This window comes from Cupriavidus sp. FW306-01-F10A (assembly GCF_058782785.1).
In genome coordinates this window covers 299234-325763 of the sequence record NZ_JBYSYA010000003.1, presented here as the reverse complement: position 1 = coordinate 325763, position 26530 = coordinate 299234, and the positions used below count along the sequence as shown (strand labels likewise).

The following is a 26530-nucleotide window of genomic DNA, read 5'->3' as shown; positions in this document are numbered from 1 at the left end:
GGTGCGAACGGCAACGTGGCCTGCCGGTCAGGGCGTGCCGCGCCGTTGCAGATATGCTCCAATAGCAAAAGCCCTGCCGTCGAATGCCAGCCCGTCAGGCTGACTCCTGTATGAATTTGCGGCGGAGCGGAAGAGGTGAAGCATGGCCCTTATTAGCCGCCAGCTGTTCTTGGCCAGCCCGCAGATTCGGGTGCGAGATGTAACGCTTTCCGCACAAGACGACTTCCAAACCCAGCGAGCCAAGCTTGCCGGCATCATGCTGGACGCAATGTACCAGTTCGTCGGCCTGCTGGACGTCGATGGCAAGATGCTCGAGATCAATCGCGCAGCGCTCGAGGGAATCGGCATTCAAATGGATGACATTCGCGGAATGCCATTCTGGGAGGCCAGATGGTGGGTCATCTCTCCGGAGACCCAGCGCGCCTTGCAACAGCTGATCCGGCGCGCAAGCCAAGGCGAGTTTGTCCGCGGTGACTTCGAAGTATACGGCCAAAAGATGGGCGAGGAGACGATCATTGTCGACTTCTCGCTATTACCGATTAGAGATTCGGATGGCAAGGTGGTGTTCCTGCTGCCTGAAGGGCGCAACATCACGGAAAAGAAGCGCGCCGAAGCAGCGCTTGCGCGAAAAAACGAGGAGCTTCAAGCCAGTTGGGATCTCATCTGCCGTCAGCGCGATGAACTTCAGAGTCTTTACGATCGACTCATGGTCGAGCAGACGCTTTCGGAGCGGCTGCTTTTGAACCTGCTGCCCTCTCCGATCGCTGAACGACTAAAAGCACGTCCGGAAATCGTAGCCAACAGCATTCCTGAAGTCATAGCCGACAGCTTCCCGGAAGTGACGGTCTTGTTTGCGGACATCGTGTCATTCACCCGTTTCTCGGTGGGCATGAGCGCCGAGCGCCTGGTCGCAGTGCTCAATGAGATCTTCACCGAATTCGACACCATCGCGGATCGCCGCGGACTTGAGAAGATCAAGACAATCGGGGACGCTTACATGGCAGCCGCCGGGCTACCGGAACCGGTTTCTGACCATGCTGTCCGAGCTGCCGACATGGCACTGGACATGATAGACGCGCTCAGACTGTTCAATCGACGCACCGGCTATAACCTCCGAATGCGAATTGGCATCAATAGTGGATCGGTCGTGGCCGGCGTTATCGGCAAGCGCAAATTCATTTACGACTTATGGGGCGATGCCGTCAACACTGCAAGTCGGATGGAGTCCCATAGTCTGGCTGGACGGATTCAGGTTACCGACGCAACTCGCAATCGACTGGGAGAATCCTTTCAGTTCGAAGAACGCGGCATCATCGTGGCAAAGGGGGTCGGTGCAGTGCATACCTGGTTCCTGACTGGCCGCCGCGAGGCGCTATAGCGAGGCATGTCGCCAAGCCTGACTCAGCGAATGTCCGAGGTCGACTGCGGATTCAACCGGTCGATGCAACGTTTTGATGGAATCGTTCGGCCGGGGTATCAAAGTTGAGTGTCTTGCGCGGACGTTCATTGAGCCGCCTCGCGACGGCTTTGAGTTTGGCTTGCGAGTAGACGGAGAGATCCGTGCCTTTCGGGAAGTATTGTCTCAATAGGCCGTTCGTGTTCTCGTATGAGCCCCCCGTTGCCAGGGATTCTGAGGGTCGCAGAAGTAGACCTGGATGTCGGTCGCCACGGTAAAGCGCTTGTGATCGGCCATCTCTTTTCCACGATCCCACGTCAGCGATTTGTACAGCTCCTGGGGTAATTTGCCTGCATGTTTGATCAAGGCGTTGACCACAGTCTCTGTGTCCTTGCTGGCAACCTTCACCAGCATCACAAACCTCGTCCGACGCTCGACCAAGGTGACGATCTGGCTGTTGCCGCTGCCGAAGAGCAGGTCGCCTTCCCAGTGGTCGGGAATCGCGCGATCTTCGACGGTTGCAGGCCGCTCACTGATCGAAACGGTGTCACAGATTCTTCCGCGCTCGTCAGTCTTCGCGGAATAGAGACGAGAGTGACGCATGACCCGGCAGCGCCTCAGGTGCTCAAGCAACTCCTTCTTCAGCGCACCGCGGGCCTGTACATAAGGGCTACGATAGATCGTCTCGTGCGGCGGCGCGCTCGCGCCCAGGCAAGCTCGTCCGCCTGGTTTGCACGATAGCCTTGGCTTCCCCCGTTTCGCCTGAGCTCACGACTAATGGTAGACGGGGCGCGTCCTAGCCTGGATGCAATCGACCGGACAGAGAGCCCGGCCGCCACGGACCGAGAGATCTCCTCTCGTTCGGCAAGCGTCAACGCCAATCGGGAGCGGTTTCGCTGTACTGGCTGGATACCACCGGTCTCTGCCAAGACCCTCTGAATCGAAGAGTGACCCCGATCGAACAATCGTGCGATCTGATGAAGCGTGTCACCTTTGCGCCACCGTTCCCACATCAGTGCCTTTTGGGTCTCGGTGTAGTAGATCCGCCGTCTTTGCTTCATTTGCAGCACCCCTCAGGCTCGCAAAGCCTTTAGTGTGTTGCATCGACCGGTTGAATCCGCACCTGACTTCGGCCACTAGAGCTAAGCTAGGCTGTGGCAGTAATGGGCGGGAGCTGCCGTCGGACACCGTCCCGTTCAGCAACCGCTATGACGGTATGCAGCCAAGCTAGCACTCCTGGCCTGGAGTACCAGATGCGTGTGGCGAGGACTCGGTGCGTACCGGCTGCGCGCCGATTGCTAAAGCATGCACCGACGAAATCGCGGAAGCCGCCGTGGCCGCCTTCTCCCATCGCCACAACGTCGCGCGACTGACGCCCAGCCGTTGCGCTGCTTGCTGGCGATTGCCACCACATTCCGCCAGCACCTCCAGTACACGTTCGCGCGGTGCGATCAACGGTGGCGAAGCATCCGCAGCAGCCTGTTGCCGCGCCCCGAGGCTGCCGGCCCTGACGCCTTCAGCCATCCCCCCAAACAACTCCGGGCAATCGTGACGCAGTTCGTCGAATGCGATGTGATGCAGGACCTCCCATTGCGAGAAGAACACCGCCATTCGCTCGCAGATGTTCTCCAGCTCGCGAATGTTGCCGGGCCATGCATAGGCCTGGAGCCGCGGCAGCAAACGCGCGACAAGGGCCTGTGCGTCCAGGCGCGAGTCCAGTCGATCGAGCGAACGTCGCAACAGGAACGTGGCAAGCAGTTCGATGTCCTCGGAGCGCTCGCGCAGCGTCGGCAACGCCAGTTGCAGCGTGTTGATGCGGTAATAGAGATCCTGACGGAACTGCCGCGCGGCAATCAGTTGCGGCAGCGGCTGGTGCGTCGCCGCGATGATCCGTACGTCGACCGGAATCGGAATTGCGCCGCCCAGACGCAGGATCTCGCGCTCCTGCAACACGCGCAGCAGGCGGGTCTGCAGCGAGACCGGCATGTCACCAATCTCGTCGAGAAACAGCGTGCCGGTATGGGCCGATTCGAATAGCCCGCGCTTGCCGCCCCGGCGCGAGCCGGTGAAGGCCCCTTCGTCATAGCCGAACAGCTCGCTCTCCAGCAGCGCCTCCGGAAATGCGGCGCAGTTGATCGCCACGAAGGGCTTGGCGGCGCGCTTGCTTTCATTGTGGATGGCCTGCGCGAACTGCTCCTTGCCCACCCCGCTCTCGCCGGCCAGCAGCACCGTGAGGTCCGTCCTGGCAAAGCGCCGCGCCGTTGCGCAGGCGCGGGTAAAGGCTGGGCTGGCGCCGATCAGGTTGTCGAAGCGGTTGCGTGCGTTGCGCGGATGCCGGCGCTGCTGGCTGCGCAGGCTGGCGTCCGCATCCTGGATGTTTCGCGAGTCGTACAGCGTGATGGCCGCGCCGACCGTATCGCCATGCTCGCGGATCGGGGTGCGATTGACGATCCAGTCGCGCTGCGCGAAGCGGAACACGCTGCCCCGCTCCTGCACGCCGCTGGCCAGCGTGGATTGCAGGGACAGCGCCGGCTCGATGTCTTCCAGATGCTGGCCGATCATCCGATTCTTGGCGCGGCCAAGCAGCACTTCCATGGGTGGATTGACGGCAATCACGCGATTGTCCCGATCCACTGCCAGCACGGCTTCCTGCAGGTTATGCAGCACGCCATTGAGCTGGTCATAGCGGCCGGCTTCCAGCCGGGCCACGCGCGCCAGCTCGATGGCGTCTTCAATCCCCTGCCGGACCGCATTGATCGAATAGGCCAGGCGCCCATGGATGCCGTACTGCTCGGCCAGTTCCACGACGATGCTGGAACCCACCACTACTTCATAGCCGTCGCGCGCCAGCAGCTCGAAGCACTGACGCGCCTCGTCCGGCGTGCGGTATGCGTACTGGGCAATCTCGATATTGAGCAGTTCGCGGATGGCGTCCAGTTCTGGGATGCATTCGCCATACATGACCACACCAACCCGGCTGGAGATGCGCCGCGCGTTGTAGAGCGCCAGCAGGATGTCGAAGCCGCTGAGCTTGATGGTGGCAACCGGCGCGTCGAGCGCGTTGCGCAGGATCGTGGCGTTCGCGCCGGCGCTGACGAAGACGTCGGTCGCCCCATCGCGCAGGCGGTCATGGGCGGCGTCCAGCGCGGCCTCGAACGAGCCATTGACCACCTCGATCGTCGCGCGATCGGCAAACTCGTCCAGTACCGCCATGGCAAAGCGGCTCAGGTGCCTGTAGCTGATGAAGCAGATGCGCGGCCGGCTGCCGCGTTCGGGAAGGGTGCTGCGCATGGGGCTCCTCGCCGGCCCGGGCGGCTGCAGTGCAGTGCCGGGCGCCTTCATTCGTCTCGTGTGCGTTGCACGAGCGTCTCACCGTTGTTTCACGGACGTTGCATGAGTGTTTCATGAAACCGGGGATTTGTCATCCGAAAGCCCTCTGCCCCATGGAAATCAAGCACTTGCAAGCGCCTGCACGGGCTGGCACACCCATTGCGCTGACACCATCAGACGAACGAACCATGGAGGAATCAATGCAGGCGCTCGGACACATCACCGTGCTGGACCTGACCCATATGCTCTCGGGCCCGTACGGCACCATGCTGCTCGCCGACCTGGGCGCGCGCACGATCAAGGTCGAACCTCCCGGCACCGGGGAAGGCACGCGCAAGCTGCTCGCCGAGAGCGAGGACTACGCCCGCGACGGCATGGGCGCGTACTTCCTGACGCTGAACCGCAACAAGCAAAGCGTGTGCGTGGACCTGAAGTCCGAGGCGGGCCGGGCGGTCTTCCTGGATCTCGTGCGCAATGCCGACGTGGTCTTCGACAATTTCAGCGCGGGCGTGACGGAGCGGCTCGGCATCGACCACGCATCGCTGAGCAAGGTCAACCCGCGCATCATCACGTGCTCCGTCACAGGCTTCGGCCAGACCGGGCCGGACCGCCAGCAGCCGGCGTTCGACCAGGTGGTGCAGGCCATGGGCGGCGGCATGTCGATCACCGGCATGGCCGACGGCCCGCCGGTACGCAGCGGCATTCCGGTCGGTGACCTGGGCGGCGGCATGTTCGGTGCCATCGGCGTGCTGGCGGCGCTGGCCGCGCGCGAGCAGACCGGCGTTGGCAAGCACGTGGACATCTCGATGCTGGACGCCCAGATCTCGCTGCTGAACTACATGGCGACGATGCACCTGATGTCCGGCCTGGTGCCGGAGCGCATCGGCAACAGCCACTTCGTGCACGTGCCGTACAACACCTACCCCACCAGCGACGGCCACATCATCATCGCCTGCATTGGCGACGCGTTCTTCGAGCGCTTCCTGAGCGTGATCGATCATCCCGACCTGCGGGCGCCGGAGTATCTGAAGCAACCCGGCCGCTATGCGGACAAGGCACGCATCGACGCCATCATCGCCAACGAATTGCGCGGCGAATCGTCCGCCTATTGGCTGGCGCGCCTGCGGCAGGCCCGCATCCCCTGCGGTCCCGTCAACGACTTCGCGCACGCACTGCGCGAGCCGCAGGTGGAGGCCCGCGACATGATCGTCGAGGTGCCGCTGAAGACCGGCGAAACCGTGCGCATGCCGGGCAACCCGGTGAAGCTTTCCGGCGTGACCGAACCCGCGTACACCTGCCCGCCCGCGCTGGGCGAGCACACGGCCTCCGTGCTGCGCGACGTGCTGGGCTATGACGACGAACAGGTCGCGCGGTTGCGCGAAGCCGGAGCGGTGGCATGAGCACCGGCCATAGCAACGCCCCCGGGACGGACGACACCCCGGCCATCACCATCACCGACGTCGCGCCGCGCGACGGGCTGCAGAACCAGGCCGTCGCCATCTCCACCGACGCCAAGGTCGAACTGATCCGCCTGCTTGCGCGTGCGGGAATACGCAGCGTGGAAGCCACCAGCTTCGTATCGCCAAAGGCCGTGCCGCAGATGGCCGACGCGGCCGACGTGATCCGGCGTGCATCGGCACAGTGCCCGGACCTGCGACTATCCACGCTGGTGCCGAACCTGAAAGGGCTGGAACGCGCCCATGCCGCGGGCGCCACCGAGATTGCCGTCGTGCTGTCCGCCACCGAGACGATGAACCAGCGCAACATCAACATGGGGCTGGATGCGGCGACCGAGGTCAGCGAGCAGACGCTGATCCGGGCGCGCGGACTGGGCCTGCGCACGCGCGCCTATGTGGCCGTTGCGTTCGACTGTCCGTTCGAAGGGACGGTCGATCTGGACACGGTGCTGCGGCTGGCCTGCCGCATGCGCGATGCGGGCGCCGGGGAAATCGTCATCGCGGACACCATCGGTGCAGCCGCGCCTGCCGCGGTCAAGACCCGCATGTCGGCCCTGGCGCAAGCGCTCGGCCCCGACTCGCTGGCGATCCATCTGCATGACACGCGGGGCCTGGGTGCGGCCAATGCATGGGCCGCGCTGGAAGCCGGCGTGCGGCGCTTCGACGCCAGCGTGGGCGGCATTGGCGGTTGTCCGTTCGCGCCCGGCGCGGCGGGCAACCTGGCTACCGAGGATCTGGTGCTGATGGCCGGCCAATGTGGCTTCAGCACCGGGATTTCGCTCGACGGGCTGCTCGACGCGGTGGCCTACGCCGAATCGCTGCTGGGCCGCGCGCTCGGCGGTCGCTCCAGTGTGTGGCTGCGCAGACAGCGCGAGCGCCAGCGCGTGGCGGCCTGACCGGGCAACGTTGCAACCAGACAGTCCGCCCAGGACGGCACGCGATGCCGACACGGATGCCGGCGCGCATCCGGACAGACAAGACATAAATGGAGGAGACACACGATGTGGAATGTTCGCTCGATTCGTGGCGCACTGCGCGCCATGCGCGTAATGGGCGCCATGGCCTGTACCGCGGCAGCACTGGCTTCCGGGCACGCCCTGGCCAAGTGGCCGGAAAAACCCGTCACGCTGGTGGTGCCTTATGCGCCCGGTGGCGGCACCGACATCGTCAGCCGGCTCGTTGCGCAGAAGCTTTCCGAGCGCTGGGGGCAGTCTGTCATTGTGGAAAACCGGCCCGGTGCCAATGGCGTGATCGGCTCCGGCCACGTGTACAAGTCTGCTCCGGATGGCTATACGCTCCTGATGGTGGTGGGTTCGCACGCGATCAATCCCGTGCTGATGAAGAAGCTGCCCTACGACACCGTACGCGGCTTTTCCCCCATCACGCGGCTCGCCATCTCGCCGATGGTGCTGGTCGTGTCGAAGTCCAACCCCGCGAAGTCGCTGACCGATCTGGTCAGGACCGCCCGCAGCCAACCGCTCGGCATCGGCTATTCCGAAGGGCAAACGCGGCTGACCGGCGAGCTGCTGCGCCAGGCCGGCAATCTCAAGACCATTCCGGTGTCGTACAAGGGTGGCGCGCAGATCATGGTCGATGTCATCGGTGGCCACGTCGGTGCCGGTTTTACCAGCGTACTCACAGCGCTGCCTCACGTGCAGAGTGGCAATCTGCGTGTGATCGGCGTGGCGGCAGACCAGCGTATGGCCCTCTTCCCGGATGCCATGACGTTCAAGGAGGCGGGACTCGACGGCGTGGAATCGCTGAACTGGTACGGCCTGTTCGGGCCGGCGGGCATGCAGGCAGCCATCGTGGAGCAGATCCATCACGACCTGCAGCAGGTGACGCAGGATCCGGCGCTCGCCAAGCAGATGAAGGACCAGGGGGCTACCATCGTGCTGACGCCGCCAGCGGAGTTTCGCGCGTTCCTCGGCAAGGAAACCCAGAAGTGGGCGGACGTGGCCAGGCGCGGCGGCATCCAGCCTGAATAGCGGCGTCGCCGGGCCGCCCCGCGTATCTTGCAGCGGCACACATCGAACTGACATGGACACCACCCGATATGGATCTTGAACTGAGTGGAAAGCGCGTGCTGATTACCGGCGGCAGCCGCGGCATCGGACTGGCATGCGCGCGCGCATTCCTGCGCGAGGGCGCCAGGGTTGCCATCGTCGGCCGCAGCGAGGCGAATCTCGCCACCGCGCTGACGACGCTGGCGGCCGACGCACCGGACCGCCCGCCCTTCACCGTCGCGGCCGACCTGACCGATGCCATGCAGGCCGCCCACGCCGCTGACGCGGCCGCGGCCGCGCTGGGTGGCATCGACATCCTCGTCACGTCCGCCGGCGGCGCGCGTCGTACGCCTCCGGCGGAGCTCACGCCTTCGGCGTGGCGCGATGCCATGGACGCCAAGTACTTTGCCTACATCCATGTCATCGACCCCGTCATCAAGCGGATGGCCCAGGCGGGCAGCGGCGTGATCGTCAACGTCATCGGCATGGGTGGCAAGGTTGCGAGCCCGACCCATCTGCCCGGCGGCGCCGCCAACGCCGCGCTGATGCTGGCCACTGCGGGGCTGGCGAGCGCCTACGGACGCTCCGGGGTGCGGGTGAACGCGGTGAATCCGTCGGCCACGCGTACCGAACGGCTTCAGCAAGGCCTGGAGGCCGAGGCCAAGCTGGCCGGCGCGACCGTGGACGAGGCACTGCGCCGCGCCAGCGAGCGCACCGGGCTCGGGCGGCTGGCCGCGCCCGAAGAAATTGCAGATGCCGTGCTGTTCCTCGCATCGGCGCGGGCGGCCTACATCTCTGGCGCGATCCTGTCGATCGATGGTGCCACCACGCCCATTGTCGTCTGATCGTGCCGAGGCCGTACCCGTCGTTTTGCAGTGCCAATAACAGGCGATAACGCCAAAAAACTCACTGTTTGAGCAGGAGGAGACAATATGCAACGTCGTACCCTCGTCAAGGCGCTATGCGCCATGGTCGCCGTCCCGCCAGCAGTATTCGGCACGGGCGCCGTCGCGCAGGACTACCCTTCGCGCCCCATCCGCCTGATCGTGCCGTTCGCGCCCGGTGGCGTCTCGGACACCAGCGCACGTGTGATTGCAGACAAGCTGAGCCAGCGCCTGGGTCAGCAGATCGTAGTCGACAACAAGCCCGGCGCATCGGGCAATATTGGTACCGCGATGGCCGCCCAGTCGGCACCGGACGGCTACACGTTACTGCTTGGCTTCGATGGCACCATCGTCATCAATCCACATGTCTTCCCAAAGATCCCGTTCGATCCGCTCAAGGACTTCGTGCCTGTCGGCAAGATTGGCGATGCGGCACTGATCCTGATCGCGCATCCGTCCGTGCCGGCGAAGAACCTGAAGGAACTCGTCGCATATTCACAGACCCGGCCGGATGGCCTGTCCTATGGCAGCGCCGGCACCGGCAGCACGCCGCACCTGGCCGGCGAACTGCTCAAGGCTCGCACCGGCCTGAAAATGGTTCACGTCCCTTACAAGGGTGGCGGCCAGGCCATGGGCGATCTGGTGGGGGGCACGCTGCCCGTGCTGTACACCGCAGTGGCCGGTGCCCAGCAATACGTGAAGTCCGGCAAGGCCACGGCGATCGCTGTCTCCGGTGCGAGCCGCGTGCCCGCCCTGCCGGATGTGCCGACGCTGGAAGAATCAGGTGTCGCGGGCCTGGTCAGCGACTCGTGGGTTGGGTTGCTGGCCCCTGCCAAGACCCCGAGGGAGATCGTCGATCGCCTGTCCAAGGAACTGAATACCGTTGTCAACCTGCCTGACACGCGCGAGCGGCTCGCGACGCTAGGCATCGTGCCGGTCGGCAATTCGCCGGAGGCGTTTAGCAAGCAGATTCAGACCGACCTGAAGAAGTACGGCGACGTCGTCAAGGCAGCAAATATCAGGGTCGAATAAGGTAATGGGGCATCTGGTAGCGCCCCGGATGCCCTCATCGACGTCTCGACTGTCAAGGTGGCTCGTACCCGCCGACCATAGTCGTTCTACATATCGGATGACCCAAACGTAGAAGACATCAACCGTGCCAATCGCGGTTGACGGCAAACCGATGTCCGCGTTCGGCCAACTTCTGCCACTCGCCGAATCGCCAAGACGGACACCCAGCCGTCGGCTTCGCTCAACCGACCGGACATTCGACATTCTCCGACACCAAAGGAATCGGCGACCTTCAAACGGCTGGCTTCCGCCCAGTACACGAATCGCACGGCAGAAAGGCCAACATATGCCTCCTCGCGGAAGCGGTTGACGGCCGCCCGCCGCTGGAAATATTCGTCTGCCCTCGCAGGCAACGGCGGATCATTCGCCACGGCGTATAGAACTTCACTCAATTCGCGACCCGTCCTTGCTGCACCTGCGGACCTCTGACCGAACCAAACGAGCAGAATGCGCAGCAGTCTCCCGATTTGGGTTTCAGCGCCACTCTGCAATGCCGACACTCATAGAAGAACACGCAAGCATCCGTAGGCATGGTCTCCCGCTGCGCCCACCCGCAATGTGGGCAGGTCACGACTGATTCCAGGATGACGTCGCGCATCGCACTATCGTCGCTGAAGATCAGAAGGATCGCCCGGGCTTCCCGTCCACACGGCTCAGTGCTCCGAAGCGTCCGTGAGACGCCGGTGAATCAGCCAGTCAACCGAGAGCGCCCCGCCCCCCCGCGCCAGCAGTACCAGCAGCATTGCCGCCCACTGGATATGCGTAGGCCATGCCTGCGGATAAACGAACAGCTGGATCACCGTGATCATGCCAAGCAGTATCAGCGCCACGGGGCGGGTTGCCAGGCCGAGCACCAGCAGCACTGGCGCCGTCAGCTCAACGGATACCGCCAGGTAGGCGGCCAGTTCGGGCGGCAGCAGCGGCAGTTGGTATTCCTCCCGGAACAGCTCCACCGCCGTCACCCAGTTCGCCAGCTTGGCCACGGCCGAATTCCAGAAGACGGTGGCGACCGCGAGCCGCAACGGAATGGCCAGGACTGTGTACGGCATGCGATCGAGCCAATCCACCGCGCGCTGCGCGCGCGCGGCAAGCGTTAGAGAGGCGCGGGGGGAAGGCGCAGCGTGTGTCATGGCGAGAGATCCGGGATGGGTAAGTCAGAGGCCTGGGCCCGGCCGAAGCCGGTAAAGCAGCCGGCCGACAACAGCGTGGCCAGCCACGCGGGTGCGTCCGCCGGCGGCGTCGGGCCCAACGCGGCGTGCAGTGGATGCCCGGCCAGCAAGGCCGCGGTGAATTGCCATCGCCACGCGCTGAGCCGGTCGACGTCGATGCCGTCCGATGTGCGGCGCACCAGCAGCCAGACCGGGTCCGCAGCGGGGTCGATGCGCGACAGGGCATGGTCGTCGCGGTTCAGCACCGCGCGCCAGATGGCATCGACGGGGAACGCGGCATGCACCAGGCGCACCGCGGGATGCGGCAAGAAATGCATATCGCCGGCTGCGGATAAGTCTGATTCCGCCAGGCGGCGCAGATCGAGCGGCGTGACGTCCGGCGCGTGCAAGACCGTACTCACGGCCCACTCCAGCCGGGCGACGTCAAGCAGGTAGCCAATTGCGGCTGCCCCAGGCAGGCGCGCCAGAAATTCCGCGAACGCCTCGCCATACGCATCCAGCCACGCGCTCTGCGGGGCAGACTGCCCGATGAACAGCCGGGCCGCGCCTTCGAAGAACTCGGGGCCTACCAGCGCCTGGATGGCAGGATAAGACAGGCGCAGCGCGCCTACGAGCGTGGCGGTGGCGGTGTTTCGGTAGATGCCCAGCCGCGCCTGGGGCGCCAGCCCGTCCGCGATCACGTGCGCCGAGGCCTCGCCGGTGGCAGCATTCCCCAGTTCCTGGGCGAACGCGCGCTGCAGCTCAAGCAATGAGGGCGGATCGGATTGCATGCTGCTGTTTCTCCAGTGCCGCCTGAGCGATACGCGCTTCCCCCATCAGCACATCGAGAGGCGGCACGTCCGTATCCCATTCGATCAGCGTCGGCACCGCACCGAACCGCTCAAGCGCCGCCTCGTAGAGCGACCACACCGCCGGTGCCACGCGCGAGCCGTGATCATCGATGCGCAGGACCTGCCCCTGCCCGAGTTGCCGCACACTGTGGCCGGCCACATGGATTTCCCCGATAGCGGCCGGCGCAAGCGCATGCAGGTAGGTCATGGCGTCCCATCCGTGATTGCAGGCGCTGACATAGATATTGTTGACGTCACACAGGAAGCCGCACCCGGTGCGCCGCGCCACTTCGGCCAGGAATTCCCACTCGGGAACGGTTGAGTGGCGATACTGCAGGTAGGTAGACGGGTTCTCGACCAGGATGCGGCGCCGCAGTGCGCCCTGGATCTGGTCGACATGCCGGCATACCACGGCAAGCGCCTCCTCGGTCATCGGCAAGGGCAGCAGGTCGGCGAGATACGTGCCGCGGGTGGTGCTCCAGGAAAGATGCTCCGACACAAGCCCGGGTTCGACCCGTTCAACCACCTCGCGCACCCGCGCCAGATGCGCCAGGTCCAACCCGTCTGCGCTGCCCAGCGACAGGCCAACGCCGTGCAGCGATAGGGCGTAGTCACGGCGAATGGCGTCCAGGCAGCCCGGCGCGCGGCCGCCGCCCATGTAGTTTTCCGTATGCACCTCGAACCACGCAACGGCCGGGCGTTCCTCCACCACTGCCTGATGGTGCCGAAAGCGCAGTCCGATCCCGGCGCGCGGCGGGATCGGGCCCAGGGCGCGTGGAGAGGCGACAGCCGCGGCAGGCATGTTTCGCCCCTGCCTCAGGAGGCCTTCAGCTTGCCGCCCTGGATCTTGCTGCAATCGCCGGCGGGCAGCAGCACGTAGGATTTGGCATCGCGTGCCTGCGTGGCTTGTCCCGCGCAGGAATGCGCACCTTCCGCGCAGTCGTTCTTTGCCACGGCATTGATGCCATAGCACTTCTCCAGCTTGCTCTTTTCCATCCTCGCCATGTTGTCCTTCACGACCTGCGGCATCGCGCTCATGTCCTTCGTGGTTTGCGCTTGCGCGGGCGCGGCGACCATGGCAAGCGCCAGCCCTAGGGCGGACGACAAGGTGGATGCGGCCAATACATGCTTGTTCATCTTGCTTTCTCCTGACGGTTGCGGCCCGGATCCGGAGCCGTGTCAGGAGATTCGGCCCCACGCGACCAAAGGTTACGCATCCCCGGAAAAACTAACTGCGCGACAGGCGGCTCTCCATGAAGCAGAATTCAGGCATGTCTTCCCAAGCTGACCGCTCACAACGTCCAGGCCACCATGCCGGCGGCAAGCTGGGTCTCGTTGACGCCACGCACGATGCGGCTGGTCCTGACCCCTTGTCCAAACCCGCGTGCCGCCCGGACGGCACGCCGGACTGGTCGGCCATGATGGCCCGCGCACAGGCCGGCGACCGCGCGGCGTACCGGCGCCTGCTCGAAGGCATCACCCCGTACATCCGGGCGCTGGCCGTACGCCAGGTCCGCAACCCCGGCGATATCGAGGACACCGTGCAGGATGTGCTGCTCACGATTCACGCCGTGCGCCACACCTACGACCCGGCGCGTCCGTTCGGCCCGTGGCTGGTGGCCATCGCCCGCCGGCGGATTGTCGACGGCCTGCGCCGGCGGGCACGCACCAGTGCGCGAGAAACACCGCTCGACACGGAACCGGAAACCATTTCCGACCCCGGCGCGAACCTCCAGGAAATGGCACTGGACGCACGGGCGGTGCGCGACGCGGTGGACTGTCTGCCTGCCGGACAGCGCGAGGCGCTGCGCATGCTGAAACTGGAGGAGATGTCATTGAAAGAGGCCGCCATCGCCAGCGGCATGTCTGTCGGCGCGCTGAAAGTGGCCACCCATCGCGCCTTGAAGACACTGCGCAAACTGTTCGAATCCCAAGGTAGCAAGCCGTGAGAGACACCCCTGACCTGATCGACTCGCTGGTGGCTGACGCCACGCCGGTTCGCCGCTTGCACCGGCCCTTGGTGCGGGTGGTGTGCTGGCTGTTGCTGGCTGCCCTGTTGCTAGCGCTGGTAGTGCTCGTGAATGGCGTGCGGCCAGATCTTGCGCTGAAGCTGCAACAGCCCGTCTTCGTCACCAGCGTTACAGCCGCCATCGTGACCGGCGTCTTGGCCGCGGCGGCCGCGTTCATCGCCAGCGTGCCGGGTCGCTCGCGCCGGTGGCTGTTGTTGCCGCTGCCATCCCTGGCCGTCTGGGTGGGCACAATCGGTTACGGCTGCCTGACGAACTGGGTGGTGATCGGGCCGGAAGGCATGTCGCCCGGCGAGACCGCGCGCTGCTTCGCAACGCTGGTGATGGTCAGCGCGCCGCTATCCATTGCCTTGACGGCCATGTTGCGCTATGTGGCACGCCTCTCGCCAACGCCGGTGGCGATGTGTGCGGGCCTTGCCGTTGCCGCGATGGCGGCAACGAGCCTGCTACTCATTCATCCACTGGATGCCAGCGCGATGGTCTTGTTGTGGAATCTGGGTGTCGCGCTGCTGTTTGTCGGTGCCGGCAGTCTATTTGGACTTCGACCGTTCGCTCGAATGGCGCGACACTGAGGCTACCCGACGGCAGCTCTCCCAGCCTGTGTGACAAGCACTTGGCCACGACGCCCGCCAGGAGGGCATGCAGGTAGAGCCGATGGAAGCGGAAGGCTCGTCACAGTATTCATCTCCCTCTGTCTACGATTCTCAGTTGCCCCGGATAGGCCGAGAACTTACCGACCAACGCGGCAGCACGAATGACGGTTGCACGTTGGAAGCCGCCCTTGACTTGGCATCGGGGCCGACGGCCGAAGTGGGTCGGAAGTCGCTTCTGGCGCTGCAGAGTCCGGCCCCAAATGGCCAGCGGGTCGAGACCGGCCAAAAGCGGCCTGTACCTCGCCATCAAGGCTTCTAGCTCACTAATGGCGGCTTCCAAGCTTGGAGGGACATCAATTTGACCGGCCAAAAACGCCCCACTCCACGGAGCGGGGGCGTCTCCCTGTTTAATCCCTGTCAGCCTACCGGATTGCGTGCCATGACGATCCACGCCGCGCCGTTGATCATCACCGACCGCTCGCCGGGGAGCCCCGCGAAGGCGGCACGAACTGCGGCCGAGGCGCGGGCGCGGATGTCGTCGGGCTGATCAGCGAGCGCACGCGACAACGGGCCGACCTCGAGTGTCATCTTCACCGCGTCGTCGATCGCAGCGTCCCGCGTCCCGCCCTCGCCGAACGGGACGGAAGCGTCGAAGGGGGCGATAGCAATATCGGTGAAGCCGGCCGCCGTCAGGATGCGTGCCACGCGCCCCCGGTCGCCGAACGAAAACGGGCCGGGCGCTTCGGGATCGGGCAGCGCGCTCGGCGGGACGATGCCCTTGAGCGCGCCCATCGGCAGGCGCACCCAATCGTTCTCGGCCGCGCCGCGCCAGCAGACGAAAGCGACCCGCCCGCCGGGCCGGAGCGCGCGTCGCATGTGGGCGAACGCCGCTATCGGATCGTCGAAGAACATCACCCCGAAACGCGAGAACAGGATGTCGAACGCGCCCTCGGGCAGCTCTGCGCTGCTGGCGTCGGCCACCTGAAACAGGGCCGGCGTATCCCGTTGCGCAAGCGCGCGCGCTCGGCCGATCAGCGGTTCGGATATATCCACGCCCAGCACTTGGCCCCCTGCGCCGACGCGGGCTGCGAGAGCCAGACTCGACGCGCCCGCGCCGCAGCCGATGTCCAGCACGCGCTCACCCGTCGCAGGCGCGGCGGCTTCTATCGCGGCCTGGCCGAACACCGCCACCATAGCGTCGAGCCGGGCCTGGTTGGCAACCCAGCGCTCCCCGCTTTGACCGTTCCAGTCACCGACCTGATCGGCACTTTGCTCTGCCATGTCATCTCCTTGACTCGACGATCCGTCCTTCACCGCGCCGATCTACGCCAACCTTTTCGAAGGCGACGACGCAACGGGAGAAAGGAATCCGTGCTCTCAAACAACCATCGACTGCTGGGCGAAGATACCCGCCATCGCGCCCTGCGATGATGCCTGGGTGACCGAGGGCAAGAAGGGCGTGGCGAGGTCGCCAGCGGCGTAGATGCCGGGGATGCTGGTTTGGCGGCGCTCGTCGACTTTGAGGACGATGCCAGTGGGCGTATCGACCGTGGCAAGGCCCAGTGATTCATGCAGGCTTGCGGAAGGTTTGTTGCGCGGATGGGCGAACAGGACGTCGACCGCGACATTGCGGCGGGTATCGAGATTGACCGTGGTGATATGGCCCTTGTGATGGGCGATCTCGACGATCCGGCCATCGACGACAGGTATGTTGCGGCGCGCCAGATCGGCCTGGATATCGGCCGCAATGTCATGACCATCGGCGAAGACAGTCAACTTGTCAGTCCAATCGCGGAACAGCCTGGCAGACTGGTGCGACTGTGGGCCGGACCAGACGAGGCCCCAATGCTGGCCGGCGACTTCAAAGCCGTCGCAATAGGGGCAGGGCACGATGGACGTGCCCCAGCTTTCGGCAAAGCCCGGAACATCAGGCATCTGGTCGGCTACGCCATAGCTCAGGATGAGGCGGCGCGCCCTTAGGCTTTCGTGATCGTCAGTGACGACGCAGAAATCGTCGATGGCGCCAGACACGCTCTCGGCCCGAGCATTGACCAGCCTGATCGTTGGATAGCGCGCGAGCTGCTGCCGCGCCTCGACTAGGATGTCCAGCGGCGGCTTGTGATCGTGGCCGAGCAGGCCATGCGAGTGGCCGGCAAAGCGGTTGCGCGGCCGGCCGGTATCGAGAACGGTGACCTTGCGGCGCGCACGGCCGAGCTGCAGGGCGGCGGCGAGGCCGGCAAAGCTGCCGCCGATGATGATGACGTCATTCATGGTGATGGGCTCCGTGTTGTGGATAGAGGGGTGGCTAGGCCTGGTGCGCAATAACGTCCGGAGATAAGCGCTTGAGACGGTCAACGAGCAGGGCTTCGGCATTGGCAGAAAGTTGCCCATGGCTATTGACCGGCCGGACAATGCCGCATTCGTTATCGCCGGGCGGCCCGGGGAAAGCTGATTTGGACAACCGGTTGGAACCTACCCTTGGCTTGCACATTTTCGATACTCCGTGGTATCGTAGTGCAAGAATTTGAATACTGTCAAGTACTGGAATTTTCGTGACCGAAAACAGCCAGGGCCGGCGCGGTCGGCCCGCCAACGAGGCGCTTCGCCAAACGATAGTCGACACCGCCTGCGAACTCTTCGTGGAACTGGGTTTTCAAGCGACGACCATGGACAAGGTCGCCCAGCGGGCGAAGATATCCAAGCTAAGCATCTATCGGCACTTCGAGAACAAGGAGGCGCTGTTCAGCGCGGCCATGGTGGCCCGCTGCGAGCAGTTTGCACCGCAGGCTCTTTTTGAAGGCGTCGACGGTTCGGCCGAAGATCAACTCATGGCGGTGGGGTCATCCCTGCTTCGCACGCTGTTGAGCCCGGACGTCCGCAGTGTCGAAGCCATGGTTTTGGCCGACAAGACGAATCAAAAGTCGTTAAGCAAGCTCCATTACGAAGCCGGCCCCGCCCATGTCATCGCCCAAATCGAGGCCGTGTTGCGTCAGTTGCACGCGAAAGCGATTCTGAACGTACCCGATGCTCTCCAGTCCGCCCGCTTGTTCGCCGCGCTTTTCAAAGGATCCGATCTCCTGCTTATCGCCCGCTTCGACGAGGCGAGAGCAGAGGACGACAACGAAATCGAATCCTATTGCCGGTCGGCAGTCGCCATGTTCATCGCCGCGCACGGTGGCATCTAAAGATGCAATCGCGGCCGATGAAGAACACGCAGCAGTTGCATACGCTTTCGCCCTGAGCAACCTATGGATGATGCGTGGACGACTGATGGGCGAGGCCATTGCATGAGCGCAAAAGCCGTCCGCGCGGGCAGGCAGAGGCCGCTTTACACACGATAGCGGCCGCTACTGCGGCCTAAGTGGAACGACAGGGAAGGGTCGTAAGGCGCCGGTCGGCTCCTCTCAACTTGGTCGTCATGACGTTCGGACTTGAGCAGCCGGTTGCTTCCCTACGGCTGACATTGCACAACGGCCTGAATCCAGCGCCTACAAGCTACCCAGCCTCAGCCAGTGCCAGGAGAGGTAGATCTTCCGCGGTCAGGGACTTTCACCCTCTACTCCCTTGCCGGTTAGCCGGCGAACACTGTATATTTATACAGTTGTCGTCGCATCCCAGAAAAGCTGGCTCCTGAAGTCAAGCCCGTGCGGCGCCTGCGCTTTCTCTCCTTCACCTTGAAAGGCAATTATGTTCGTGGACCGCACCGAAATCATCAACGCCGCCAAGGCACTGCGAGCCAGCCAGGAAGAGTCCAGGTACAGCAAGCTCGTCGCGCTCGCGAACAAGCAACTCAAGGCAATGCAAACGGCAATCCAGAAGGGCAAGGAAGAATTCGAGACCAGACTGGTACTCGACATCAACGAAGACAATCCGCAAGCAGCGCTGGAACCGCGCGCGCAACGGCTAGCCGACGACCTCAGAACGCAGGGCTACACCGCAACGGTGACAACGTTTGCCGAGGTCAGCACCGACCGCAAGAACTGGACGCCGAATATCACGGTCGTCATCGGTCTGGGCGACATGGTTTCAGAAGACGACAACGCGATAGCGGAAAGCACGGTGTCCGACGAGACGGAAGTCGCGCTGGCCGGCGAAGCTGCCAGTGAAATGGCCTGACAGCAGGCGGGCAATCCGAGGCAAGGACCGGCATCACGGGGATGCTTCGCGCACGGTCGCGTGCATGATGGCTTTTCCAACAAGGGAAATCTGCACGCGGTCTACAGTGGCACCCGATGAAGGAAACCGTGGCGTATAAGGGCGCAATAGCCTGCGTCTATGCAGGCTGTCAATAAAGTCCGGAAAGCCACGCCAGACACAGGTCGCTGGGTGTTTGAGGACGATTTTTTCTGACTTTATTGACGCGATGTTTCTGACTTTATTGTCCGTGCACCGCTTCACCGACCGCTTCACCGCTTCACCGCTTCACCGCTTCACCGCTTCACCGCTTCACCGCTTCACCGCTTCACCGAAGATACTCGAACAGATGCCATCAGTACCGACAGCACGGCCGCGCGCTCCGGTCTGCCAGCAAGGCTGTGGCTCGCTACGAGGGCGCAGACGCGCAGACGCACAGACGCGCAGATGCCAAACGCCAAACGCATGCAGATTCACCCCCGGAATCTGCCTGAACGATTGCAGCGCACCTTCCGTGCCCCCTCGCGGGACAGTACTCCGTGACGATCAGAGCGTAGTTGAGGTCCGTAGATCAGCGTTCGGGATAGGTTTCAATTGCTGGTCGAACCAGACGTGCCCGCTCATAGGTGCTCCGCTGCGTCGATGAAACTGACCCGCGCTACATCCGCGGCGCTGTAACGCCGGATGCTGTCTAAAGCGCGACCCGCCTGGGTGAAAAGCTCAGTCACATAAGCGCTCCAGGTATGTCGCAGGTGGATGGCCCGCTCATGCAAGGCGGTGGCGATCCACCCCGTAGGCATCTGGACTATGCACCATCAGTGAACGGGTCGCGTTTGTCGCCGATCTTGGCACGTCCGTATAGATATCGTATTTCCCCGCTTCCCACTGTCCGTATAGGGATCGCGTGGACCGGAAATACTGGCACCATCCGTATAAACATCCCATGTCGTGCTGCCATACGCGACGCCCGCGCCAAGGGCGATCACCGCGCCGACGAGAAGCAAGAGTAGCGCACCTCCAGCGATCAAGAGCAACCTCTTCGCCGGGGGCGGCGAGCCCTCGAACGAAGCCGTCGTCATCAAAAGATTCGCCGCCGAGCCCGGAAAGGTTACGCGCGGCCAAGGGCAAGTGCTTGGAATACGACTGAGCTGCACGATCCGCACACAGGCGTCCGTTCAGTCGAGGACGGAAACTTTGAGTCCCGCGAGCGAATCTTTTTGCACGGACAGGGTAAGTGCCGATTAAGGCATTTTCCAGGCCAAGCCTCTTCTTCTGCCCGCGCGATTCGCAAGGCATCGAGCGCTGGTGGTTGGAAATAACCGGCAAGGGCAACAAGACTAGGCTTGGCCCGCCACCGGCGAAGTGATCGCCGATCTGGCGCGCTACCGCCGCGCCAACGTGCCGCTGCCACTTTTGCTGGTCAACCGTATGGGAACTACGCCCCGTCGCCGGGGCAAGTCGCATCAGAACCGGTGACGAACGCCCATCACCGCACCCACCTGATCCTTGCCAGGCTGTACGTTGAAGACGGCCGACGTGCCGCTACCGCTGTTGAAGCCATTAACACCTAGCGCCGAGTTATCCTTGTTGAGCGCGTAGGAGACTGACGCGTAGAGGTCGGTGCGTTTACTGAGCGAATAATCGCCGGTCAGCACGAATTGCCAGGGGTCGGATCCGGTCTGCCGGAAGTCTTGGTAGTAAGCCGTGCCAGTCAGGGAGAAAGCCGACGTCAGCTTGTAAGCCAGGCCTAGCCAGTAGAGGTTCGAGCCGGCATCAGCCGCCTGGGCGCCCGGCAGCATGGCGCCATCATAGGCTTTCGCCAGGCGGTAGCCCGCATAGACCTTAGCATCACCCACCGCATAAGTGCCAGCCACGGAAACGCGCCTCAGGACCGGCGCCTGGTTTGACGGCGTGCCGACGTGCACATCGTCATAGGCCACGCCCAGCGCGAAGGGGCCGGAGGCATAGTTGAAAAACGCGCCGAAATTACGTCCGAATACGTTGCTGCCAGCCACTTCGCTGCCATTAGCCTGGAATGAGTAGAAAGCCTGTCCAGTTAGCTTTCCGAACTTGCCGACATACTTGATGGCATTGTCTGCGCGCGCGCCAAACTCCGGCGCAATCGAGAGGATGCTGTAGCGGTCGGCAATAGCATTTGGATCATAGATATTGCCGAATTCGCGCATGCTGGTCTGCTGACGCCCCAACAGCAGTGAACCGTATTGGCTATCGAGCCCTACATAGGCATTGCGGCCGAACAGACGCCCGCTCTGGCCCGAATTGCCGGTATCGATATCGAAGCCGCTTTCCAGCAGAAAGACTGCCTTCAGCCCGCTGCCCAGATCCTCCGCGCCCCGCAGGCCCCAACGCGAGCCAGACTGATTCCCGGAAACCAGCCGCACGAGACTGTCGCCGTTGCGCCCTGCATTATTGTTGAATTCGATACCGGCGTCGGCGATACCGAACAGCGTCACGCCGGACTGGGCGTACGCCGCATTGACTGCGACCGATGCGGCAGCTATCGCAAGTATTTTTTTCATCTGACCTCTCATTGTCCTCGTGAGCAGTCGCGCATGGAACATGATTTCCGTGCAGTACCCAGGTTTCCAGCCTCGGAACGAGCGTACACATCGACACAGCAATTTCGCGGCTGTGCAATTTGAAGTTGAATTGTATTTGCTGCGTATCTGAAGCGATGAACTATTAAATGATACTTTGTCCGCAAGCCAACCAAGTAGACATGATTTGCGGCCCCATAAGGGTAGCAAATGCCACACGAAGACATCAAAAATTCCTGTTCGCGCTGTTGCGATTTCCAGACGCACGCTTGTGAGAGGCCTACAGGGGAATGCCAAGATACGCCAATTAGCTATCATGAGCCCTTTGGTTATATCGAGGTCCAAGATGATGTTGATATCGATATAAGGGCGCAATGTCGTTGGGGTCGATCGATATCGAAGATTCTCATCTACTCAAGGCAGGCGTGGATATCGTCGTGATCAGCCAATGGCTCGGTACGGTGAGACCGCCGACCGTATGCGCAAAGATGGGAAGCAACCCCCCTTCCCATCTTTACTTGCAGCGCCGCCTCAAGAATTACAGGGCTGCGTCCTTCAGCTTCTTCAGCGGACGGACCTTCACCTTTACCGATGCTGGCTTGGCAGCAAACCATTGCTCTTGTCCCGTGAAGGGATTCTTGCCAAAGCGCTTCTTCGTGGCCGGGACCTGGATAGCAGCCACCTTAAACAGGCCCGGCAGCGTGAACTCGCCAGCGCCCTTCTTGTGGATAGCGCTCACGATGGTGTTCTCTAGGTGAGACAGGACAGTCTGAACCGTCTTCTTGTCCAGTTCGGTCTGGGTAACCAAGTGAGCCAGCAGGCTCGACTTGTTGAACGTCTCCTTCAGCGGCTTCGCTACAGGCGCTGCTGCGGCCTTCTTAGCTGCAGGTGCAGCCTTCTTTGCCGGCGCTGCCGACTTCTTGGCCGCAGTCTTCGTGGCGGCCGTCTTCTTCGTTGCCATGTGGCTCCTTTTGCAGGAATACCGGCACTATTGCCGGAATCCGCGCAGCATCGCGGAGATTCATGCAGATGTGCAGTAGGGGCCGGCCGCATGTTGTGGCTTGTTACGCAGGAATCTTCACGGTCCAGCGCTCAGGCATGTGGTAGTCGCAGCCAGAAGGAATTCACCCGGATACCCTCACCCAATGTCAGACCTGCCTAGCGACTTGCTCGAACTCGTTCAAGACTGTCGCCTTGAACTGGTCGAACACCACCCATTTGTTGAACTGACTACTCCAGAATCCCCTGCCTCGGAATATTGGCTCAGCCAGCTCCTCGATAACGCTTCCACTCTGGATGCGTTGGGTAGAATGAACGTTGATACAAGAACTACAACGGAAGGCATTAGCCATGAGGGTCTTGCGGAAGAGGATTGGCTGGCGCGCCAACTTGGCGGGGCCCGTGCCGACGTGGGCGACCAGAATGCCCCGGGATGCTCAACGATGAGCCACAGCGCGGTCGTGTTGGTCGACTTTGAGAGCGTCCAGGACATCCAATTTTTCCGGCTCGCGGGTTCGCGTCTAGTAGTGTTCGCCGGAGAGGTCCAGAGGAAGGTCCCCATTGAGGTGGCCATGGGCCTGCAAGAGCTTGGCGAGCGAGCCCGGTGGGTCCGCTCGAGCGGGGTAGGCCCCAACGCCCTCGACTTTCACATCGCCTTCGAGATCGGCCGCATGGTGGAGAAAGGCGAGAAAGGGCCCGTGTTCGTGCTCTCCCGCGACAAGGGATTCGATCCCTTGCTAGCTTGGCTTGGCGCGGAGCTGGGGATTCCCGCGCGGCGTGTCGCCTCGCTCGCCGAGGCGTTTGGCGCCGGCCCGGTCGACGCCGCTGCCGGCCAGGCCTCAGGTCTGGCTCAGCCGAGCCCGGCGGCCGCGCAAAAGCCGAGCGCGAGTGCCAAGCCGACGGCGTCAAAGCCCCCGAAGGCGGCCAAGGCCGCCCCGGCGAAAACACCCGCCAAGAAGATCGCACAGCCCAAGTCGGGCAATGGCAAGAAGGCAGGCACCAAGCCGAACGCCGAGCTCACGCGTCAGATCCTCGCCCGCTCGCTGAAGGAGGCCCGGCCGCGGCGGCGGGCGACGCTGGCCAAGCACATCCACGCCATGTTCAAAGCGCACGCGATCGCAGAGCGCGAGGTGGAGTCCATCATCGCCAAGCTCATCGCCAACCGCTCCATCAGCGACGCCGAGGGAGCAATTACCTACCACTTCTGAGGCGGCGGGAGGACGCAGGCAGGCCTAGCTACGCATGAGGACATTGGGTCGCGCGGGCTTTGGCGGACGCAATTCAGGACATCAAGATGTTCACGATTCGCACGAGTAGTAAGGCGCCGATTCGGCGGCCACGACGAATTCGGCCGGGCTCTTGGCCGCCATGATCTTCTCTTGTTGACCGGGCGGCAGCATTGCGACGACCGCGGTAACGAGGACTTGGGCGTCGGCTGGCGAGAAACCGCGCCCAAGCGCCTGGGCCCGAAAGGACACCCAACGCCCGTGGTGGCCCCGCCTATCCGCTGAACGCCGAGCGATGGAGCGTCAAACTGGCTTTTTCAATTTGAGGCGGCGATAACCTCAGACGCGAACGTATCCAGTCACGAATGCTCATCAGGGATTCCAGCCTAGATCCTGGCGGACTACGGTCAATTTGCCTAGTCAGTTGCACGTCCGCCGTGTACACGTCGAGAAGGTTGTTCGTCCGGAAGCGATCAGGTGTCTTTTCGCCGCGGTCAATTGCGATGATGCGGGCCACGCTGTCTGCGTCAAGCAGTCGAGTCTGCCGATACTGCCGGTAGATCTCCTCGAGCGGCTTGTATCGTACGCCGCCGTCAATACCCCGGATGCTCGCAACTTTTTCCATGCGTAGAAGCAGATAGCGTTTCGCGATCGCCAGGTCGCACACTGCAGCATCAACGCTGCAATCGCCGCCATGACCGGCTCCGCCACCCCATGTCCTGCACCGGACGCCCCGTCACCGCAGAGCCCTTACTGTACCGGCACGCAATTGCGCGCTTCCTGTCCAGGCCACCGGTATCCAGCTCAAGCAGCGTCAGTGACGCCTAAGCGGCCATTGCGGTCATGGCAACGGTGTAGCCGAAAGCGCCGCACAGCGGGATTGCCAGCAGCACGCTGCCAATCCCGCACCTTATGGAACGGGCTGCCGCCACTCATCTTCGCTTACATATCGCCAATCGCGCAGTCGTACTCGGCAAGCCGGTCTTCGATGCGGGCTGCGCCGAATTCCCACGCGGCCGGTACAGGCAAAGCGTCGCCTGCACATGCCATGTCGATTCCTGAAAGACATCTGACGCAGGCGTCAACGCCGCCTCCCCCTGCTAGGGGAAAACCTTACTAGTATTGACGCATATGTCGAATATCCTTACTAACATGTCAAATCCAGGCGAACCAGAAGCACACTCTTGGCGGGCATGAGGGCTCTGGAGGTCGGCCATTTGTGATCTCTGAGCAGCAAAAGATCTGCCCCAGAATTCTTGAGGGCATCTCAAAAACTGCCCCCTTCCCAGCACAGCCTGCTGCGGCAGTCCGCCCCTGGTGGTGCAGTCGTAGCGGCCCAGGTTTCACATATAAGTCTTCGAGGGGGCGAATTCGGAAAACGTCGAACGTACGCATTAATGCAACTTGCTTGGTGAAATATAAATTAATTAATTGGAGATAGTCGTGGAAGTATCAGAAAAAGATAATGCTCTATCTGTCTTTGATAGATATCCAATGGGCATGCCGCAATGGTTCGCCGTGATCATGTGTGCGATGTGCATGGTCATCGATGGATTCGATGTCCAGGCCATGTCGTATGCGGCACCGGCGCTCATGTCTGAATGGGGTGTCAGTAAAACTCTTCTGGGACCCGTATTCAGTGCAGCACTGCTTGGCATGCTCGTGGGCTCAATCTTTCTTGCGGGCATCGCGGATTCGATCGGCCGGCGACCGACATTGACTGCGGCGCTTTTTGGGGTGGCGATATGCATGGCGCTAACCCCATTTTCTCAGTCGATTGAGCAGCTGGTCATCGCACGTTTTGTTGCCGGCATTGGAATGGGAATCGTCATACCAAACGCCCTCGCTCTTGGCAGTGAATATAGCCCAAGTCGCATCAGGACCACCCTTGTCATGGCGGTATCGTCGGGGTACGTCGTCGGCGGGATTGTGGGTGGTGCGACGGCTGCATTCGTCATTCAGCCGTTTGGCTGGACCGGCGTGTTCTACGCGGGCGCAGTGCTGACCGGATGTCTCGCGATCTTCATGCTGTTCCAACTTCCCGAGTCTCTGCAGTTCTGCCTGTTGCGTCGGCCTGGCGACCCACGTACGACCCGCCTAATTCGACGACTTGGCATCAAAGAAAGCGATTTGAACCTTATTTCCAGGAATGAAGATTCCAGCAAAGGAAATGCGTTGAAAGTTCTGCTTGCCGACGGCCGAGCGTCACCCACTCTCACTCTTTGGGTCGCAGGATTTTGCAACATGCTGTGCGCGTACTTTTTGGCTGCATGGATTCCATTATTGATGAGCGGAAAAGGTTATTCTGGCAGCAATTCTGTGCTCGCAGGAACGATGCTCTGGACCGGCGGCCTGGTCGGCAACTACCTCCTCGGATTCCTCATCGACAAGCGTGGATATGGGACAGTTCTTTTTGCGAATTTCCTAATGGGCGGCTTGGCAATCGTCGGGCTGAGCTACTTCACGCTATCCCCACAGATTGCGATGTGCTGTATTGCACTCGCCGGGTTCAGTGTCATTGGAGGACAATCCGGGCTGTATGCGGTCGCCGTATCGCTTTACCCGACCAAAGGCCGCGCAACGGGGGCCGGCTTCGCTTCTGGCGTGGGACGGCTCGGTGCAGTGCTGGGCCCGATTATTGGCGGCCAATTGATGGCGCTGTCGTGGACAACCGATAGCATCATTCTCGCGTCCGCCATCCCTACACTGATCACTGCTGTGGCGGCCTGTGCACTGGGAAAAGTTCACGGCAGAAGCCCGACCATGCCAGCCATTCGTAGCCTCAAGGCCGATTGAGAGCGGGACAGGGCTTGCGCTTTTGATTGGGGCGAAATGCAGCGCGAGCATTGC

At 62.6% G+C, this 26530-nt stretch carries 22 protein-coding genes and 2 pseudogenes; 13 read left to right on the top strand and 11 right to left on the bottom strand.

Going from position 1 to position 26530, the window contains the following annotated elements; all coding sequences use genetic code 11:
• Window positions 1–142: 142 nt before the first annotated feature.
• On the top strand, window positions 143–1378 hold the full coding sequence (locus tag AC3WLF_RS07005) for an adenylate/guanylate cyclase domain-containing protein (RefSeq protein WP_492318264.1): 1236 nt from the start codon (window positions 143–145) through the stop codon (window positions 1376–1378).
• A 52-nt stretch (window positions 1379–1430) separates the two neighbouring features.
• Here the strand turns inward: AC3WLF_RS07005 and AC3WLF_RS07000 are convergent.
• Both AC3WLF_RS07000 and prpR read right to left on the bottom strand, forming a co-directional pair.
• A pseudogene (locus AC3WLF_RS07000) lies at window positions 1431–2457 on the bottom strand (IS30 family transposase).
• A gap of 166 nt (window positions 2458–2623) precedes the next feature.
• Window positions 2624–4687, bottom strand: coding sequence for a propionate catabolism operon regulatory protein PrpR (gene prpR / locus AC3WLF_RS06995; protein ID WP_492355934.1), 2064 nt, complete (start codon window positions 4685–4687; stop codon window positions 2624–2626).
• Between the two features lie 227 nt (window positions 4688–4914).
• Between prpR and AC3WLF_RS06990 the strand changes: the two genes are divergently transcribed.
• The 5 genes from AC3WLF_RS06990 (at window position 4915) to AC3WLF_RS06970 (ending at window position 10105) form a co-directional block, all read left to right on the top strand.
• Window positions 4915–6126, top strand: a complete 1212-nt coding sequence (locus AC3WLF_RS06990; protein WP_492357992.1) for a CaiB/BaiF CoA transferase family protein — start codon at window positions 4915–4917, stop codon at window positions 6124–6126.
• On the top strand, window positions 6123–7079 hold the full coding sequence (locus AC3WLF_RS06985; protein WP_492357991.1) for a hydroxymethylglutaryl-CoA lyase: 957 nt from the start codon (window positions 6123–6125) through the stop codon (window positions 7077–7079). Before AC3WLF_RS06990 ends, AC3WLF_RS06985 begins: the two co-directional genes overlap by 4 nt.
• A 144-nt stretch (window positions 7080–7223) precedes the next feature.
• Window positions 7224–8171, top strand: coding sequence for a tripartite tricarboxylate transporter substrate binding protein (locus AC3WLF_RS06980; RefSeq protein ID WP_492357990.1), 948 nt, complete (start codon window positions 7224–7226; stop codon window positions 8169–8171).
• A 68-nt stretch (window positions 8172–8239) separates the two neighbouring features.
• Entirely contained in the window at window positions 8240–9034 is a 795-nt protein-coding gene (locus AC3WLF_RS06975) for an SDR family oxidoreductase (RefSeq protein ID WP_492350832.1), read from the top strand.
• A 123-nt stretch (window positions 9035–9157) separates the two neighbouring features.
• Window positions 9158–10105 (top strand): Bug family tripartite tricarboxylate transporter substrate binding protein, encoded by a 948-nt coding sequence (locus AC3WLF_RS06970; RefSeq protein ID WP_492357989.1) that lies wholly within the window; start codon window positions 9158–9160, stop codon window positions 10103–10105.
• A 427-nt stretch (window positions 10106–10532) separates the two neighbouring features.
• Here AC3WLF_RS06970 and AC3WLF_RS06965 read toward each other — a convergent pair whose 3' ends face one another.
• From AC3WLF_RS06965 to bufA1, 5 genes are read right to left on the bottom strand one after another with little or no spacing between them, the layout of a single operon-like run.
• A complete protein-coding gene (locus AC3WLF_RS06965; protein ID WP_492350834.1) occupies window positions 10533–10742 on the bottom strand; it encodes a GDCCVxC domain-containing (seleno)protein in 210 nt (69 codons plus the stop codon).
• Between the two features lie 55 nt (window positions 10743–10797).
• Window positions 10798–11274, bottom strand: a complete 477-nt coding sequence (locus AC3WLF_RS06960) for a DoxX family protein (RefSeq protein WP_492318256.1) — start codon at window positions 11272–11274, stop codon at window positions 10798–10800.
• Window positions 11271–12083 carry an HvfC/BufC N-terminal domain-containing protein gene (locus tag AC3WLF_RS06955; protein WP_492357988.1) on the bottom strand — a complete coding sequence of 271 codons (813 nt, stop codon included), beginning with the start codon at window positions 12081–12083 and terminating at the stop codon, window positions 11271–11273. Before AC3WLF_RS06955 ends, AC3WLF_RS06960 begins: the two co-directional genes overlap by 4 nt.
• Window positions 12055–12945, bottom strand: a complete 891-nt coding sequence (bufB, locus tag AC3WLF_RS06950; protein WP_492350835.1) for an MNIO family bufferin maturase — start codon at window positions 12943–12945, stop codon at window positions 12055–12057. Before bufB ends, AC3WLF_RS06955 begins: the two co-directional genes overlap by 29 nt.
• Before the next feature lie 14 nt (window positions 12946–12959).
• On the bottom strand, window positions 12960–13280 hold the full coding sequence (gene bufA1 / locus AC3WLF_RS06945) for a BufA1 family periplasmic bufferin-type metallophore (RefSeq protein ID WP_492318253.1): 321 nt from the start codon (window positions 13278–13280) through the stop codon (window positions 12960–12962).
• 116 nt (window positions 13281–13396) lie between these two features.
• Between bufA1 and AC3WLF_RS06940 the strand changes: the two genes are divergently transcribed.
• Window positions 13397–14092: a sigma-70 family RNA polymerase sigma factor gene (locus tag AC3WLF_RS06940; RefSeq protein ID WP_492318252.1), complete on the top strand. Its 696-nt coding sequence runs from the start codon at window positions 13397–13399 to the stop codon at window positions 14090–14092.
• A complete protein-coding gene (locus AC3WLF_RS06935; protein ID WP_492350836.1) occupies window positions 14089–14742 on the top strand; it encodes an NrsF family protein in 654 nt (217 codons plus the stop codon). The genes AC3WLF_RS06940 and AC3WLF_RS06935 overlap by 4 nt, the downstream gene beginning before the upstream one ends.
• A 438-nt stretch (window positions 14743–15180) precedes the next feature.
• Here AC3WLF_RS06935 and AC3WLF_RS06930 read toward each other — a convergent pair whose 3' ends face one another.
• Together AC3WLF_RS06930 and AC3WLF_RS06925 are read right to left on the bottom strand one after the other, a co-directional pair.
• Complete coding sequence (locus AC3WLF_RS06930; protein ID WP_492318250.1) at window positions 15181–16044, bottom strand: class I SAM-dependent methyltransferase; 864 nt, start codon at window positions 16042–16044, stop codon at window positions 15181–15183.
• Window positions 16045–16140: 96 nt separating this feature from the next.
• A complete protein-coding gene (locus tag AC3WLF_RS06925; RefSeq protein ID WP_013958644.1) occupies window positions 16141–17034 on the bottom strand; it encodes an NAD(P)/FAD-dependent oxidoreductase in 894 nt (297 codons plus the stop codon).
• Between the two features lie 281 nt (window positions 17035–17315).
• On the opposite strand from AC3WLF_RS06925, the gene AC3WLF_RS06920 reads away from it, so the two are divergent.
• The 3 genes and pseudogenes from AC3WLF_RS06920 to AC3WLF_RS06910 all read left to right on the top strand — a co-directional run bounded on the left by AC3WLF_RS06920 (window position 17316) and on the right by AC3WLF_RS06910 (window position 18879).
• Window positions 17316–17948 carry a TetR/AcrR family transcriptional regulator gene (locus AC3WLF_RS06920; protein ID WP_013958643.1) on the top strand — a complete coding sequence of 211 codons (633 nt, stop codon included), beginning with the start codon at window positions 17316–17318 and terminating at the stop codon, window positions 17946–17948.
• Window positions 17936–18054, top strand: a pseudogene (locus AC3WLF_RS06915) (IS5/IS1182 family transposase); the annotation flags it as partial. The gene AC3WLF_RS06920 and the pseudogene AC3WLF_RS06915, both read left to right, overlap by 13 nt.
• A 396-nt stretch (window positions 18055–18450) precedes the next feature.
• The gene (locus AC3WLF_RS06910; RefSeq protein ID WP_492318247.1) at window positions 18451–18879 is read left to right on the top strand and encodes a hypothetical protein; all 429 of its coding nucleotides are present in this window, start codon (window positions 18451–18453) and stop codon (window positions 18877–18879) included.
• Between the two features lie 1481 nt (window positions 18880–20360).
• On the opposite strand, the gene AC3WLF_RS06905 is transcribed toward AC3WLF_RS06910, so the two are convergent.
• Window positions 20361–21437, bottom strand: coding sequence for a porin (locus tag AC3WLF_RS06905; RefSeq protein ID WP_492350837.1), 1077 nt, complete (start codon window positions 21435–21437; stop codon window positions 20361–20363).
• A gap of 556 nt (window positions 21438–21993) precedes the next feature.
• A complete protein-coding gene (locus tag AC3WLF_RS06900; RefSeq protein ID WP_492318245.1) occupies window positions 21994–22416 on the bottom strand; it encodes an HU family DNA-binding protein in 423 nt (140 codons plus the stop codon).
• A gap of 184 nt (window positions 22417–22600) precedes the next feature.
• Between AC3WLF_RS06900 and AC3WLF_RS06895 the strand changes: the two genes are divergently transcribed.
• The gene (locus AC3WLF_RS06895; protein ID WP_492357987.1) at window positions 22601–23662 is read left to right on the top strand and encodes a PIN domain-containing protein; all 1062 of its coding nucleotides are present in this window, start codon (window positions 22601–22603) and stop codon (window positions 23660–23662) included.
• Between the two features lie 1461 nt (window positions 23663–25123).
• Entirely contained in the window at window positions 25124–26476 is a 1353-nt protein-coding gene (locus tag AC3WLF_RS06890) for an MFS transporter (protein WP_492357986.1), read from the top strand.
• The last annotated feature ends 54 nt before the right edge of the window (window positions 26477–26530 follow it).

Coding starts and splice junctions, on each gene's coding strand:
- AC3WLF_RS06940 (WP_492318252.1), top strand. CDS start 13,397: ATGAAGCAGAATTCAGGCATGTCTTCCCAAGCTGACCGCTCACAACGT.
- AC3WLF_RS06990 (WP_492357992.1), top strand. CDS start 4,915: ATGGAGGAATCAATGCAGGCGCTCGGACACATCACCGTGCTGGACCTG.
- AC3WLF_RS06960 (WP_492318256.1), bottom strand. CDS start 11,274: ATGACACACGCTGCGCCTTCCCCCCGCGCCTCTCTAACGCTTGCCGCG.
- AC3WLF_RS06980 (WP_492357990.1), top strand. CDS start 7,224: ATGCGCGTAATGGGCGCCATGGCCTGTACCGCGGCAGCACTGGCTTCC.
- bufA1 (WP_492318253.1), bottom strand. CDS start 13,280: ATGAACAAGCATGTATTGGCCGCATCCACCTTGTCGTCCGCCCTAGGG.
- AC3WLF_RS06925 (WP_013958644.1), bottom strand. CDS start 17,034: ATGAATGACGTCATCATCATCGGCGGCAGCTTTGCCGGCCTCGCCGCC.
- AC3WLF_RS06930 (WP_492318250.1), bottom strand. CDS start 16,044: ATGGCAGAGCAAAGTGCCGATCAGGTCGGTGACTGGAACGGTCAAAGC.
- bufB (WP_492350835.1), bottom strand. CDS start 12,945: ATGCCTGCCGCGGCTGTCGCCTCTCCACGCGCCCTGGGCCCGATCCCG.
- AC3WLF_RS06965 (WP_492350834.1), bottom strand. CDS start 10,742: ATGCGCGACGTCATCCTGGAATCAGTCGTGACCTGCCCACATTGCGGG.
- AC3WLF_RS07005 (WP_492318264.1), top strand. CDS start 143: ATGGCCCTTATTAGCCGCCAGCTGTTCTTGGCCAGCCCGCAGATTCGG.
- AC3WLF_RS06985 (WP_492357991.1), top strand. CDS start 6,123: ATGAGCACCGGCCATAGCAACGCCCCCGGGACGGACGACACCCCGGCC.
- AC3WLF_RS06955 (WP_492357988.1), bottom strand. CDS start 12,083: ATGCAATCCGATCCGCCCTCATTGCTTGAGCTGCAGCGCGCGTTCGCC.
- AC3WLF_RS06905 (WP_492350837.1), bottom strand. CDS start 21,437: ATGAAAAAAATACTTGCGATAGCTGCCGCATCGGTCGCAGTCAATGCG.
- AC3WLF_RS06970 (WP_492357989.1), top strand. CDS start 9,158: ATGGTCGCCGTCCCGCCAGCAGTATTCGGCACGGGCGCCGTCGCGCAG.
- AC3WLF_RS06895 (WP_492357987.1), top strand. CDS start 22,601: ATGTCAGACCTGCCTAGCGACTTGCTCGAACTCGTTCAAGACTGTCGC.
- prpR (WP_492355934.1), bottom strand. CDS start 4,687: ATGCGCAGCACCCTTCCCGAACGCGGCAGCCGGCCGCGCATCTGCTTC.
- AC3WLF_RS06975 (WP_492350832.1), top strand. CDS start 8,240: ATGGATCTTGAACTGAGTGGAAAGCGCGTGCTGATTACCGGCGGCAGC.
- AC3WLF_RS06910 (WP_492318247.1), top strand. CDS start 18,451: ATGTTCGTGGACCGCACCGAAATCATCAACGCCGCCAAGGCACTGCGA.
- AC3WLF_RS06900 (WP_492318245.1), bottom strand. CDS start 22,416: ATGGCAACGAAGAAGACGGCCGCCACGAAGACTGCGGCCAAGAAGTCG.